13 protein-coding genes are annotated in these 13,112 nt (G+C 64.9%); 4 read left to right on the top strand and 9 right to left on the bottom strand.

What is annotated here, in order from left to right:
* Positions 1-14: 14 nt before the first annotated feature.
* Positions 15-224, bottom strand: coding sequence for a hypothetical protein (locus C5F75_RS05905; RefSeq protein WP_081066494.1), 210 nt, complete (start codon positions 222-224; stop codon positions 15-17).
* 289 nt (positions 225-513) lie between these two features.
* On the opposite strand from C5F75_RS05905, the gene C5F75_RS05900 reads away from it, so the two are divergent.
* Together C5F75_RS05900 and C5F75_RS05895 are read left to right on the top strand one after the other, a co-directional pair.
* Complete coding sequence (locus C5F75_RS05900; protein WP_059576580.1) at positions 514-1,065, top strand: hypothetical protein; 552 nt, start codon at positions 514-516, stop codon at positions 1,063-1,065.
* Positions 1,062-1,556, top strand: coding sequence for a hypothetical protein (locus tag C5F75_RS05895; protein ID WP_059576585.1), 495 nt, complete (start codon positions 1,062-1,064; stop codon positions 1,554-1,556). The genes C5F75_RS05900 and C5F75_RS05895 overlap by 4 nt, the downstream gene beginning before the upstream one ends.
* A 66-nt stretch (positions 1,557-1,622) precedes the next feature.
* On the opposite strand, the gene C5F75_RS05890 is transcribed toward C5F75_RS05895, so the two are convergent.
* The 6 genes from C5F75_RS05890 to tssI form a co-directional block, all read right to left on the bottom strand.
* Complete coding sequence (locus C5F75_RS05890) at positions 1,623-2,120, bottom strand: tetratricopeptide repeat protein (protein ID WP_124659348.1); 498 nt, start codon at positions 2,118-2,120, stop codon at positions 1,623-1,625.
* 49 nt (positions 2,121-2,169) lie between these two features.
* Positions 2,170-2,640, bottom strand: a complete 471-nt coding sequence (locus C5F75_RS05885) for a hypothetical protein (protein WP_089465043.1) — start codon at positions 2,638-2,640, stop codon at positions 2,170-2,172.
* A gap of 11 nt (positions 2,641-2,651) precedes the next feature.
* The gene (locus C5F75_RS05880; protein ID WP_196485245.1) at positions 2,652-3,992 is read right to left on the bottom strand and encodes a PAAR domain-containing protein; all 1,341 of its coding nucleotides are present in this window, start codon (positions 3,990-3,992) and stop codon (positions 2,652-2,654) included.
* Between the two features lie 12 nt (positions 3,993-4,004).
* Positions 4,005-4,826, bottom strand: coding sequence for a DcrB-related protein (locus tag C5F75_RS05875; RefSeq protein ID WP_059576595.1), 822 nt, complete (start codon positions 4,824-4,826; stop codon positions 4,005-4,007).
* A 97-nt stretch (positions 4,827-4,923) separates the two neighbouring features.
* Positions 4,924-5,610: an ankyrin repeat domain-containing protein gene (locus C5F75_RS05870; protein ID WP_226094006.1), complete on the bottom strand. Its 687-nt coding sequence runs from the start codon at positions 5,608-5,610 to the stop codon at positions 4,924-4,926.
* A gap of 95 nt (positions 5,611-5,705) precedes the next feature.
* A complete protein-coding gene (gene tssI / locus C5F75_RS05865) occupies positions 5,706-8,705 on the bottom strand; it encodes a type VI secretion system Vgr family protein (protein WP_059576899.1) in 3,000 nt (999 codons plus the stop codon).
* A gap of 191 nt (positions 8,706-8,896) precedes the next feature.
* Here tssI and C5F75_RS05860 point away from each other — a divergent pair, with 191 nt between their 5' ends.
* Positions 8,897-9,094, top strand: coding sequence for a hypothetical protein (locus C5F75_RS05860; RefSeq protein ID WP_124659349.1), 198 nt, complete (start codon positions 8,897-8,899; stop codon positions 9,092-9,094).
* A 112-nt stretch (positions 9,095-9,206) separates the two neighbouring features.
* Here C5F75_RS05860 and C5F75_RS05855 read toward each other — a convergent pair whose 3' ends face one another.
* Both C5F75_RS05855 and C5F75_RS05850 read right to left on the bottom strand, forming a co-directional pair.
* Positions 9,207-10,544, bottom strand: a complete 1,338-nt coding sequence (locus tag C5F75_RS05855; RefSeq protein ID WP_059576606.1) for an ABC transporter ATP-binding protein — start codon at positions 10,542-10,544, stop codon at positions 9,207-9,209.
* 22 nt (positions 10,545-10,566) lie between these two features.
* Positions 10,567-12,324, bottom strand: a complete 1,758-nt coding sequence (locus C5F75_RS05850) for an ABC transporter permease (protein WP_060966801.1) — start codon at positions 12,322-12,324, stop codon at positions 10,567-10,569.
* 500 nt (positions 12,325-12,824) lie between these two features.
* On the opposite strand from C5F75_RS05850, the gene C5F75_RS05845 reads away from it, so the two are divergent.
* Positions 12,825-13,091: a double-stranded DNA-specific endonuclease gene (locus C5F75_RS05845; protein WP_011545926.1), complete on the top strand. Its 267-nt coding sequence runs from the start codon at positions 12,825-12,827 to the stop codon at positions 13,089-13,091.
* Positions 13,092-13,112: the final 21 nt, after the last annotated feature.

Here is a 13,112-nt window from a genome sequence, read left to right as displayed (position 1 = left end):
CGGCGACGACCGTATCAAGCGTCCTGCTCCTGACCGAGGTCGCGTTGATAGTCGAGCCCTTCCGGGCGAGCACCACCCTGGTTGTGGTCGCCGTCCGACGGCGCCTCGTCCGGCGCGCCCGCGGGCGGGGCCGATGGCGCGTCGGTCCGCGGACGCGGGCGGCCTTCCGGATGGCCGGCCGCCGCGTCGGGTGGCCGGTGTGACAACCGTTTCGAACGGCGCATGGCTGAGTGTCTCATATGCGGCGCGGCTCGAGGCCGTCGTAGAAACATTCCATAACAAAACACTCTAGGTCGCGCGATCGCATCCGAAGGTAACAATTACCTTCAATTTGTAACGTTTCGACCCCTCGTCGTTCATCTATTCGACAATAACGCCGCCCGCGCGCACGCGGCCCGCCGCACGGCGATTTGTCAAAGCTTTGCAGTTTTCCCATGACAATTGCGAAACAATGACGCGGCATCAGGAGCGTGCGTGCGTCGCCGCTCACCCAGACAGGACTTGCACTCAGGGATGAACATTCGCTTCGAATCGCCGCGCCGGGCCACGCCGGCGCGCGTCGTGCTGGCCGTGATCGCCGCGGCCGCACTGCTGTCCGGCTGCAATTCGCTGTACAGCGAAGGCGCGACGGCCGGTGCCGGTATCGCGGGCGCCGCGATCGCCTCCAAGGTCACCAACAACGCCGCCGTCGCCACCGGCATCGGCCTCGGCGCCGTCGCCGGCGCACGGGCGGGCGTCCAGTACACGCAACGCGTCGCGCACCGCTACACGCAAGACCAGATCGCGAAGGCGGCCGGCCCGCTCGACGTCGGCGGCGTCGCGCCGTGGTCGACGCACCATTCGTTCCCGATCGAGGACGACGAGCAGGGCCGCGTGACGGTCAGCCGGATGATCAGCGTCGGCCCGCTCGACTGCAAGGAAATCGTGTTCGCGGTCGATACGCCGGCGAAGGCCGACAAGCCCGCGCAATCGGCGTTCTACGTCGCCACCATCTGCCGCGACGGCCCCGTGTGGAAATGGGCGTCGGCGGAACCGGCGACCGAGCGCTGGGGCGCGCTGCAATGAGCGTGGCGATCCGTATCGCGGCGATCGGCGCGCTGTGCGCGGCGACGCTCGCGCTGTCGGGCTGCGGCTCGGTCGGCGCGGCGAGCGGTGCGCTGGCCGGCGCGGCGACGGGCCTCGTCACCGCGAATCCGGCGGTCGGCGTGGGCGTCGGGATTGCCGTGCAGGCCGCGACCGACGAAGCCGTCAACCGCACGATGAAGCAGCTTCATCAGAACCAGCAGGACGCGATCGCGAAGACGGCCGGCAGCCTGGCCGTCGGCGAAGTGAAGCCGTGGAAGGTGAAGAACACGCTGCCGCTGGAAAACGGCGAAGGCGAAGTGCGCGTCACGCGCGCGTACTCGTCGGCGCTCGCGCTGTGCAAGGAATTCGCGTTCTCGGTGAAGGACGGCGACAAGGCCGACTGGTATTTCGCGAATGCGTGCCAGCAAGGCACGCACTGGAAGTGGGCGTCGGCGGAACCGGCAGTCGATCGGTGGGGGAATTTGCAGTAACGACGCGATGCGCCGCGCATCGTGCGTGGCGCCCCTGCCGTTTTGCGTACTCGCGAGCTACGGTGATTATAGACGCGTGCGAAGCTGCGCCACCCTTTCCTTGATCTTCGCGGACAGCGCATCGTCCGGGTTGTAGGTCAGGCACCGCTCCAGATCGGCGATCGACGCTTTGATATCACCCAGCGTCTCGTATGCCCTGGCGCGATTGAAATAGACGAAAGGCTGGTCGGGATTGAGCTTCAGCGCCCGGTCGAAGTAATCGAGCGACTTCTGGTAGGCGCCGCCTTCGAGATAAATCGTCGCGAGCGTGCAATACGCCGACGGATCCGTATAGCCCAGTTCGATGGCCCGGTTCAGATCGTTCAGCGCGAGATCGGTCTTCTTGATCATCGCGAAGGTCGTGCCACGATCGGCATACGTCGCCGCGTCTTCCGGCGCTAGTTTCAGGATGTCGCCGTACAACCCGAGCGCGTCCTCGATACGGCCCTGCGACACGAATCCGCGTGCCCGCATGCGCATCGGTGAAAAATCGGGATTCTTATCGGTCATTCGATTCAGCTCCAAAAACTTCGCACTTGCATTATCCGCTTCGCTGTCCGGAAACCGCCCCGGCTCAACGCCCGGCCCTCGCGATCAAGCCGTTCAGATAAGTTTCCAGCACACTGAACTTGACGATCGACGCATTCCGCCATGTTGGATGCTGACTCGCCGCAGCCTTCACCGCCTCCGGCACATCCTCACGCAGCCACAGCTCCGGAACATGCAATCTGGCGCCCAATTCACCGTCCATGTCTTCCAGGACCATGTGCCCGCGCGACGGATACTCGTTCAACGCACCGGCCTGCGCTCTCACGAACAGAAGAGCACGCTCGCCGGCTTGAAGTGCCACGTTGCCCCAAGTCGGCGGACCGCCGTTGAACACGATTTCCGCCCCGAGATTATCCGGCGTGATGCCCTTTCCGCTGGAATAGATGCGCTCTACCTTCGCCCGAAAAACATGCGGACTCGGAGAATCGATGACGGATACGAGCACCAGATCGTACGATTCCACTGCTACGGTATAGAGACCCTTTTTCTCACTCATAGAATCTGATGTCACGGCTTCCACGGTGTCCCGACTTTCTCGAGTTCGGGCATGTAGTACTGCAATTTTCCGGTCGTTTCCGGAATCGGGATACCCAGGCGGCCGGGGAACGTCGCACAGTTATAGTTGTTTTCCGGCCATGCGCCGCCAGACTTGGGCGGCCATTGATACCGGATGTCGTCCATGGGCCCGCGCGCCACCAGTTCCTCGTGTGCCGCCAGAATTGATTCGTACTGCTCCTGCGTGACAGGTATCTTCTGCTCATACACGGTCTGTAGCGTGCCGGCCCCGCCACGGGCAGGCAGTGGATTTTCCGCAATCAGCGAGAATGCTGCCTGGTCCTGGGTCAGTTGCCCCGGATAACTGCCGGATGACTTCAGATTGGCGAATACATCCGCCGCGGTCGCATCCCCGACTGCCGGTCCAAAACCCCAAATCGTCTTGCCGCCGTCGAATGAATACCCGACGTGGCCAGTGTACTGATACTCGTGCAGAACGCCTTCTGCGTCGGGCGTCCGGCCGCCGCCACGCACACCGAACAGCGAAATCGTCGGCTGCTCCGTCGCCCCTGCCGCACCTTCGGCCGCTTCCAGCGCCGACAGTTCGCCAGCCGCGGAGCCCGCTCCTCTCGCGCCGCCGACGAGCCTGGCGCCCTTCCCCGCGCCGAATCCGCCCAGCAAGCTTCCTCCAAGCATCGACCACTTCTGCCCGTCCGAACCCTCGCCGAAGATCTTCCCGCCCAGCCATCCGCCGACTTCGCCGCCGAGAAAGCCGCCGGCCGCACCGAGCAGCGCCAGCGCGGGCCCCGCAAGAACGGCCGCAGCAGCAATGCCCACCGCGGCCATCGTCCAGTTCACCCACGCCGGGATCTCGGGATTGAACTCGCCGACCGCCGGGCCACCGATGAACACGTTGGGCGATCCGTCGTTGATCAACGCGCCGCACATCATCCGGTCTTCCTTGCGGCTCGCCGGCTGGCTGTTGATGAACACCGTCGACGAACCCTGCGCGACCACCTGCGGCGGCCCCGCATGGTCGCTGCACAGGCCCTGGCTCAGGATGGCCCGCATCGCCGCGCGACTGTTGATGAACACGTTGGGCGAACCCTTTATGAGACTTCCGGTGACATGTCGCGGCGCCCACGACATCGTGCCCAGCACTTCGCCGAGACCGCCGCCCGCGGCAGCGCCCGCCGCGATTGCAGCGACGACCGTCAACGCAGCACCTCCCGTCGCGACCACCGCGACGGCGCCGATCACCGCACCCGCGATCAGCCCGGCGATCATCCATCCCTTGGATGCCGTATGCGCGATCGGATCGCCCAACCGCGCAGCCGCCAGTAATGTATCCACGCCCGCTCCCCGTCAGCCCGCATTCGTAACCGCGGTCAGATAAGCACGCACGGCCTCGACGCTCTGCATGCCGGTCATGCCCTTCACCGCCGTCACACCGTCAAGTCGATCGCTCAGCGATGCGTGCTCGCGCACATCCGCCGTCCACAGCGCGAATTGACGGCCGTCCATCGCGCGCCACGCCGCTTGCCCGTCCGGGGCGGGCTGCAGCGCCAGCGGCTCACCGCCCGGGCCGAAGAACGCGGTGTCGTCGAACATTTCGGTGACGTCGTGCCGGTACAGTTCGGCCATGCCCGTGAGCGCGTACAGCGTCGCGCTCGGCTCGTGCAGCACGAACACGATGCCGGCCTCGTCCTGGCCGAGCGCCCTCGGCGCGAAGGCCGCCCGATCGGGCCGGGCCAGCACGACACTCGCGAGCAGGCGCTTGTATTCCTTGCTCTTGTCCTCCGTGAACGACTTCGGACAGGTGCCGATGAAACTGATCGCCACGCGTTCGCGCCCGCCCTTCGGCGACATCACGACCGTCTGGCGCTGATGCAGCGGCGCGCCTTCCGACACCCAGCGATAATCGATTTCGCGCGCGGTTTCGCCGTCGATTTCCCGGTTTTCCAGATGCTTCAATTCGAAACGCGGCAGCGACTTGCGCATCTCCGAGACCAGCCGCGTCACGAACGTGTCGACCGTATCGTCCGGCTCCATCGGCGCGCGGGACACCACGAAAGTGAATCCGCTACTACCGCTCCCCGTTTCATCGACCGTAAACAGGTGAATCGTCTTGTCTTTGAAGTGCGCCGGCAACTGAATGACGGCATCGTTCATCTGATATTCGGACATGCTCTTCTCGGTTCGGCGTGCCCGCCGCGGCAGGCGCCGGATTGAAACTGTGCGCCGGCTGCACGGTCGCAGCCGACGCAACCGTCACGGGGCAACGTTACTGCACGCCGGCCGCGACCAGACGCTTGTGGATGGCTTCGATGCGACCCAGCTGCGGCGAGCCTTTCGGCGTCTGTTGCAACTCGTCGCCGAGGACCTTCGCGTACGCGAGACCGTTGTCGTTCTTCACCGACGGATCGGCGCCGTGCGCGAGCAGATAATCGACGACGTCCCATTGCCGCAGGCGCGTCGCTTCGTAGAGCGCGGTTTCCTTCATCGAATCCCGCACATTGACGTTCGCCTTGTGCTCGACCAGCAGGCGCATTTGCGGCAACAGTGTGTCCTTGCAGGTGGCGAAGAGCAGCGGCGTATCGCCGTCGTACTTGAGATCGGGATTCATGCCGCCGGCCAGCAACGCCTTGAGCAGGTTCGGCGTGTCGGCCCGCGCGGCCAGATACGCGACGTTCGCGCCATTCTCGCCGAACGGCTGTTCGGGCTTCGCGCCGTCCCGGACCAGTTCGCTGACGATCTGAAGGCGCACGTTGGCGGCATCCGCCTTCACCGGCACGGCTTCCTGCACCGCGAACGACAGCAGGCTGGCCTTCTTGTTGCCCAGCGCAGCGAGATCGGCATGCGGCGCGAGCGCCTTGACCTGCGCCAGATTCCCGTCGCGAATGGCACGCGCCAGCTCGAGTTGCTGTCCCGTGAAAAAGTCTTCGGGCGGGTAACGTTTGAAGTCTGCCATTTTTGTTTCCTGTGCTTGAGTCGGCCACCAGAACGGCGACGACAAACCGATGACCGCGACAACCGCGCCTGCGGCGATGACCTTGCTGTATTTCATCAATGTCCCTGAAGTTGACTCAGCAGCGACGATTGCTGCTCGGCGACGGTCGTATTCAGCCCGCTCGTCACCTGGCCCATCATGTGCCGCTGGACCGTCGTCACGCTGGTGCCCGGAATGGTGATCTGCTCGCCGACCGCCTTGGGCATCAGGTGGGACGTCACCTCGCTGATCGGGCCGAGCCCGCCCTCCTGCGAGCCCGTCAGGATGTCGCCGTCGACGCGATAGTTCGTGATCGACGACGCCCGCGGCGTGGCGCCGTACAGCGGCAACGTTTCAGGATTGAGGCCTGCCGCGTTGAAAGTGGTCGCGCCCGCGCCGCTCGCCTGCGATGCAGCCGACGCCAACCCGCCGCCGAGCGAATGGCCTGTGAGGTCGAGGCCGCCCGCATTGCCGGAACCATGGATCTTCTTGCCGAGGGTCACGGCGCGATCGTAGTACGGCGAATTGTCGCCCAGCCCCTGGCTGAGGTTGTTCGACCAGTCCTCCTTGACCGTCGGCTGCGTGCCCTTGAAGGCCAGCGTCGGCTTCATGCTGTCGCCGAACACCGCAGGATCGGGCGCATAGACCTGCGCGCCGAAATTGCTGCCGGGAATCTTCAGATCCTGCGGCCGCATGCCGAACTTCTTCAGCGCTTCGGGGTCGTTCGACACGTTCTTCCATCCCGGCGGCGCCGTCCCGGGCGTGTACACCGCTTCCGCGAGCTTCGCCAGTTGTTGCGCCTTGACCGTCGCCTGAAGCTTGCGTGCCGCGGCCTGCACCTTCGGATCGGCTGACGCGAGACCCGCCGCGATGACCGCCTGCTGATTGGCCCACTCGATCGCCATCGCCTGCTCGGGCGTGACGAACAGCCCCTGGTTCAGATGGATCACCGGGCCATCGAGGAAAATGCCGCTCTGATTGATCAGGATGCTCGAGGCGCCGTGGGACAGCTTGATGCTGTCCGGCTTCAGCGTCACGATGCTCGCGCCGACCCGATGCTCGATCTCGTCCGTCGCCTGATAGCTCTGCTTGCCCGGCCCGGCATCGCCCGCGAGCGCCTGCACGCCGACGGTGTTGGCCGTCGTGAAGCGCGCCTTCGCGATCTTTTCCGACAGGCTGCCTTCCGCGATGTGCTTGCTCTCGTCGCCTTTGAGCACCGACACGTTCCGCGCGCCGGATTCGACCGTATGCGATTCGCTATCCTTGACGATGGTCTTCATGTCCTTCTGCGCATGCAGAAAAACTTCCTGGGCGCCGTTCACATCCGAGAACCGCAGTTCGTTGAAACCCTCGCCCTTGTGCGTCTGGCTGCGCATCCCCATCGTCTGGCCGCCGCTGCCGTGATACGGGTTGCCCGATTCGCCGTTGAACACGCGGCCGACGACGATGGGGTTGTCCGGATCGCCCTGATTGAACGAGACGAGCACCTCCTGGCCGATCCGCGGAATCGCCGAACCGCCCCAGCCCTTGCCTGCCCACGGTTGCGATACGCGCACCCACATCGAATCGGAACCGTCGAGCTTGCCGCGGCGGTCCCACATGAAATGCAGCTTGACCCGGCTGCCGTCGGTGTGGATTTCCTCGCCCTTCGGCCCGACCACGATCGCGGACTGGGTGCCCTGCATGTGCGGCTTGGGCGTACGCCGCTCCGGCCTGAACGGAATGTCGATCGGCAGGCACGTAAACGTGTTGTGGTACGGCAGTTTCGAGGTCTGCTGGGTATAGTCGTTCGCCACCTGGTGACGAACGCGCAGGATCACGAAGTCCTTGTTGTTGTAGGCGGACGTGCCGTGATTGACCAGCGTGAAGCGGCCGCTCGTCGTCATCCCGTGCGCGTGACCGGCGCCGTTGAAACGGTGCGCGAGCGCTTCTTCCGCTTCCATCGCGTAGCACGCGTAACGCTGCCCGTCATCGCCGTGGTCATACAACGAATGGAACTGGTAACGCTCGGTCGTCTGGATGTTCGGGTGCTTCAGATTGACGGTCGGCACCTCGACATGCATTAGTTGCGACGACGGCTGGTTGTAGTTGAAATCCCGGTACGTGATCTTGCCGACCCGGAAACTGAACGCCTCATCCCATCGATCGATGCCGTTCTGCTCGCTGGCGGCACTGTTGGCTTCGTACGGAATCGTCTTCAGGTTCGGAATCGGCTGGAACACCGCGTTGGTGTCGCCGATCACGAGGATGTGCTTGTCCTGTTCGTAGCGAATCGTCCAGATCAGCCCTTCCTGCTCCATCAGGCGCGAGCAGAAACTGTAGTAGGACTCGTCGTACATGACGATGTACTCGAGTTTCGGACGTTCGCCCTGCATCGCGAACTCGAAATCCGAGAAACCCATCTCGCGGAAAATGTCGCTCAGGATGTCCTGCGGCGTCTGGTTCTGGAAAATCCGGCAATCGGTCGAGCGCGTGAGAAACCAGAACCACGGAACGACGGACATTTCATAGCGGGTGACCGAACCCGACTTTCCGACGCGGCCGAACGATGCGACGTAACCGTCGAAATATCGCTTCGTCTCGATATCGGCCGCCGACGTCACGACACGCGTCAGACTGAAGTTGCGGCTCTGCGGCTCGAGCGTGATCTTGACCCGCTGCCCGACGATTTCCTGCGGTTCGATATTGTTGCGATGGGAAAGCAGGTCGAGATGTGTTTCGGTCAGTTGATTGACGTGTTCATCGATGACCGCCGCGCTGACCAGCAGCACGTCCGGGCCGAGCGGCGTTTCGATCGTGATGAAGCGATTGTCCTGGGTCAGGCGCGGGAGCGCGCCCGTCAGGCTGTTGATGGCCTCGGCGATCGACTCCGGAGCCTTGCCCATCAGCGACAAGCCTGTTTGCGCCAGTTGCACCGCGCTCGCGGCACCGCCCAGCAGCCCCGCGCCCGGCATGCCGGTCAGCGCCCCCAGTTGGCCCGCCATGCCGGCAAGCGAACCCAGGTTCGTCAAACCGCCGGCCAAGGCCGCGCCGCCCCCGCTCATCCCGGCGGGGTTTCCGTTTCCTGCGAAACTCATCATTGACCTCGTTCTTTTTGTCGGGCGAACCCGCCGCGATCTGGACGCTATCGCACCAACAAGGCGCTCTCAGCCGCCTTGAAGGCGCCAAATATATCAAACCGTAGGGAAATTCATAACCACTTGTCAGTATTTAGTATTCCGCGCCGAAATCCCCTCCGGTCGATCGGTTGATCGATCCCTGATATTTATTGCCGATGGACGCGCGTGATCGCGCGGCGATCGAGGCACTCCGCACCAATGCGGCAGGCATTCAACGCGTGGTGAAGGGGAAAAAGGCGGCGGAAGTGAACGAAGCGTTGCGGCCGAAGAGCGAAGCCGGCCGCGGCATCCTCGGCGAATGCCATCCGCGGCGCTTCCAGCAGGAGCGCGATCCGACAATTGGGTGATCCCTCGTCCGGCGCTCGTTGCGAATGCCGAGGGCGGTCGCGGCAGCCGAATCACGCTGCCGGGAGCATCGGGGCGATTCCAGCGGGACGCGTCGGAATCACCCCGATCGCATCAGGACTCGACGTCCTCGAGGCTGAAGATCTCGGTCTGGTCGTTGTACGAGAAGATCTCGCCGTACCGCCCCCAGTCGATCACCGCGTCGAGCGTTTCCTCGGCCGCGCCGTCCGACAGGAAATCCTCGAGCTCCTGCTCGAAGCGCACGCGCGGCGCGCGATGGCCCGGGCGCTCGTTCAGCACCTTCTTGATCCGCGCGGCGAGCGGCACGTGCTTCAGCAAGTGATCGGCGAACATCAGCTTGCGTTCCTGCGTACCGAATTCCGCGAACACGCGCCCCGGCGGCGTCAGGAACACGTCGCCTTCGCGCACGTCCGCGAAGCCGAGGTACTGCAGTACTTCCGCGATCGGGAACAGGTCGTCGACCTCGAGGTGCAGCGTGCGCGCGATTTCCGGCATGTCCGCGCGGCCGTGGTACGGCGCCATCGCGAGCGTCTCGATCAGGCCGGCCATCAGGTTGGTCGACACCTGCGGCAGCCAGCTGCCGAGCTCGAGCCCCTTCTTCGTCGCCTCGCCGGTCTGGCGGGCCGTCATCTTCGCGTAGATGTCGTCGACGAGCTTGCGGAACGCCGGATCCAGACGATTGCGCGGGTGCTTGAACGGCACCTTGATCTCCGCGATCACGCGGCCCGGGTTCGACGACAGCACGAGAATGCGGTCGCACATGAACACCGCTTCCTCGATGTTGTGCGTGACGATCAGCACCGACTTGATCGGCATGCGGCCTTGCGTCCACAGATCGAGCAAATCGGTACGCAGCGTCTCGGCGGTCAGCACGTCGAGCGCGGAGAACGGCTCGTCCATCAGCAGGATCGTCGGGTCGACGACGAGCGCGCGCGCGAAGCCCACGCGCTGACGCATGCCGCCCGACAACTCGCGCGGGTACGCGTTCTCGAAGCCGTCGAGACCGATCAGGTCGATCGCCGCGAGCGCGCGCTCGCGCCGCTCGCGCGCGCCGACGCCGAGCGCTTCGAGCCCGGCTTCCACGTTCTGCAGCACGGTCAACCACGGGAACAGCGCGAACGTCTGGAACACCATCGCGACACCCTCGGCCGGCCCGCGCAGCGGCTTGCCGAGGTACGTCACTTCGCCGCCGGTCGGCTCGATCAGCCCGGCGATGATGCGCAGCAGTGTCGACTTGCCCGAGCCCGACCGGCCGAGCAGCCCGACGATCTCGCCTTCGCGCAGCGACAGGTTCGCGTCGTCGAGCACGAGCAGCTCGCCCTGTGTCTTGTTGAAACCGCGGCAGACGTGCTCGACGCGCAGGATTTCTTCACCGGGGCGCGGCGGCTGGGACGTCTGGACGGGGGCGTTTACAGCATTCGGATTGTGCATCGCGTTTCGCTCTCAATCGGTCTCAGTCGAGCCGCAGCTTCGCTTCGGCGAAGGCATACAGCGGGCGCCACAGCAGGCGGTTGAACAGGGTGACGAACAGGGACATCACGGCGATGCCCAGGATGATCTTCGGAAAATCGCCGGCGGCGGTGGTCTGCGCGATGTAGGCGCCGAGGCCGTGCGCCTCGATCCGGGTGCTGCCCCACTGCACGGCTTCGGACACGATGCTCGCGTTCCACGCGCCGCCCGATGCGGTGATCGCGCCCGTCACGTAGTACGGGAAGATGCCGGGCAGGATCGCCTGGCGCCACCACTGCCAGCCGCGGATGCGGAAGTTGGTCGCCGCTTCGCGATAGTCGTTCGGGTAGGACGTCGCACCGGCGATCACGTTGAACAGGATATACCACTGCGTGCCGAGCACGATCAGCGGCGACAGCCAGATGTCCGGGTTCAGGTGGAAGCGCGCGATCACGATCACGAACACCGGGAACAGCAGGTTCGCCGGGAACGCGGCGAGGAACTGCGCGAGCGGCTGCAGCTTCTCGGCCAGCTTCGGGCGCAGCCCGACCCACACGCCGATCGGCACCCAGATCACCGACGCGATCGAGATCAGCACGACCACGCGCAGCAGCGTGATGAGCCCGAGCACGAGCACGTGGCCGACTTCGGCCATCGTCACGCCGGTGGCGACGAAGCTGACGACGCGCCACACGATATAGGCAGTGCCGATCAGCACGAGCCCGGCCCACGCGATGTCGACCGTGCGCGACGCCTTCTTCTCGACTTTCGGCAGCGTGAAGCGCATCGCGCCCGACAGCGGCAGGCGCAGCGGAATCCGCGCGGCCTTCGCGAAGAACCAGCCGGCCGGCACGAGCAGCTGATGAATCAGCCGCGTGCGGCGCACGAGGTCCAGCAGCCACGATTGCGGCGCATCGCCCGACGCGGTGTTCTCCATCCGGAACTTGTCGGCCCACGCGATGAGCGGGCGGAACAGGAACTGGTCGTACGCGAGGATCACGACCGTCATCGTCAGGATCACCCAGCCGATCGCGCCGAAGTTCTTGTCCGAGATCGCCTGTGCAAGATACGCGCCGATGCCCGGCAGCGTGATCGTCTGGTTGCCGACGGTGATCGCCTCCGACGCGACGACGAAGAACCAGCCGCCCGACATCGACATCATCATGTTCCAGATCAGGCCCGGCATCGAGAACGGCACCTCGAGCTTCCAGAAGCGCTGCCAGGACGTCAGGTGGAAGCCGCGCGACACTTCGTCCAGGTCGCGCGGCACCGTGCGCAGCGACTGGTAGAAGCTGAACGTCATGTTCCACGCCTGGCTCGTGAAGATCGCGAAGATCGCGGCCAGCTCGGCGCCGAGCACGCGGCTCGGGAACAGCGCGAGGAAGAACGTGACCGTAAACGAGATGAAGCCGAGCACCGGCACCGACTGCAGGATGTCGAGGATCGGGATCAGCACCATGCCCGCGCGGCGGCTCTTGGCCGCGAGCGTGCCGTAGACGAGCGTGAACGCGAGCGACGCGACCATCGCGGCGAGCATCCGCAGCGTGGTGCGCAGCGCGTATTCGGGCAGGTTCGACGGATCGAGCGAGATCTTCTGCGTCTGCAGCACGCCGATCGGCGCCATCGTTTCGTGGAAGCCGACCACCGCCATCGCGATCAGGCAGATGATCAGCGGAAAGGCGATGAAGTCCCACCGATTCGGCAGCACGCGCCACGCGGATGCGTTGGCGGTCCGGTTCGGATTGAAGAATCCGACGTTCATCAGGCGCCCTCCCCGGTAAGGCCGAACGAAGCCGGCAGTCGATGTTGATTCATGGCAAAGCGCACGGGCGCGGTAATTCGATTGACTGGCGATTTCGCGCGCGCGGCGCGCCGTGCGCGCACACGCGGCCGCAGCCGGTCGAGCCGGGCCGCGACGGCACGACACTACACCAACCTGTATTTCAGGCACAACCGTCCGGGACGGCGCGGGCAACGCAGGGATCGTGCCCGGCGCATGGGCGGATGGCGGGCGCGCGGTACGGAACGGCCCGGCCGCGGTCCTGCGGCCGGCACGCAGGCCCGAATTATGCCGTGATCCGGCCCGGCCGTGAACCCGCCACCCGCATGCGGCCACAAACCCTGTGCGGCATCAGCAGCCGGATACGGCGAAGCAGGTATGATCGGGGCTAGCCCCCGGGTCCGGTTCGGCCGTGTCGCGGCAATGTGCACGGCCCTCTGTCAGCAGGCCACGGGGATCGACCGACGAGCGGGAGGAAGGGAATGGCAGGAAACTTGGTGATCGTCTGTCGCGATCAGGATGCCGACGCGTTCTATGAACTGATGCAGGAGTACGGGTCGTTCCAGACGCGGCTGTCGTCCACGGCATGGTACCTGAACATGAACGTCGTGCCGGAATCGCTGCAGGAGGAAATCCTGGAGCGCCTCGGCCGGTATACGACCGTCTATATCTTCGAGGCCACCACGGTGACCTACAACACGATCGACAGCAATGCGGCCGAGACGCTCGGCACGCTGTTCGGCGAATGAAGCCGCGCGGCGCCTGCCCGG

Source organism: Burkholderia anthinoferrum (assembly GCF_002925705.1).
Taxonomy (GTDB): Bacteria; Pseudomonadota; Gammaproteobacteria; order Burkholderiales; family Burkholderiaceae; genus Burkholderia; species Burkholderia semiarida.
This window is presented reverse-complemented; position numbering and strand designations above follow the sequence as displayed.

Excerpts from the sequence above, each read along its gene's own strand:
- C5F75_RS05870 (WP_226094006.1), bottom strand. The coding sequence starts at position 5,610 with ATGGCAGACTTCAAACGTTACCCGCCCGAAGACTTTTTCACGGGACAG.
- C5F75_RS05905 (WP_081066494.1), bottom strand. The coding sequence starts at position 224 with ATGCGCCGTTCGAAACGGTTGTCACACCGGCCACCCGACGCGGCGGCC.
- C5F75_RS05850 (WP_060966801.1), bottom strand. The coding sequence starts at position 12,324 with ATGAACGTCGGATTCTTCAATCCGAACCGGACCGCCAACGCATCCGCG.
- tssI (WP_059576899.1), bottom strand. The coding sequence starts at position 8,705 with ATGAGTTTCGCAGGAAACGGAAACCCCGCCGGGATGAGCGGGGGCGGC.
- C5F75_RS05855 (WP_059576606.1), bottom strand. The coding sequence starts at position 10,544 with ATGCACAATCCGAATGCTGTAAACGCCCCCGTCCAGACGTCCCAGCCG.
- C5F75_RS05885 (WP_089465043.1), bottom strand. The coding sequence starts at position 2,640 with ATGAGTGAGAAAAAGGGTCTCTATACCGTAGCAGTGGAATCGTACGAT.
- C5F75_RS05875 (WP_059576595.1), bottom strand. The coding sequence starts at position 4,826 with ATGTCCGAATATCAGATGAACGATGCCGTCATTCAGTTGCCGGCGCAC.
- C5F75_RS05895 (WP_059576585.1), top strand. The coding sequence starts at position 1,062 with ATGAGCGTGGCGATCCGTATCGCGGCGATCGGCGCGCTGTGCGCGGCG.
- C5F75_RS05845 (WP_011545926.1), top strand. The coding sequence starts at position 12,825 with ATGGCAGGAAACTTGGTGATCGTCTGTCGCGATCAGGATGCCGACGCG.
- C5F75_RS05900 (WP_059576580.1), top strand. The coding sequence starts at position 514 with ATGAACATTCGCTTCGAATCGCCGCGCCGGGCCACGCCGGCGCGCGTC.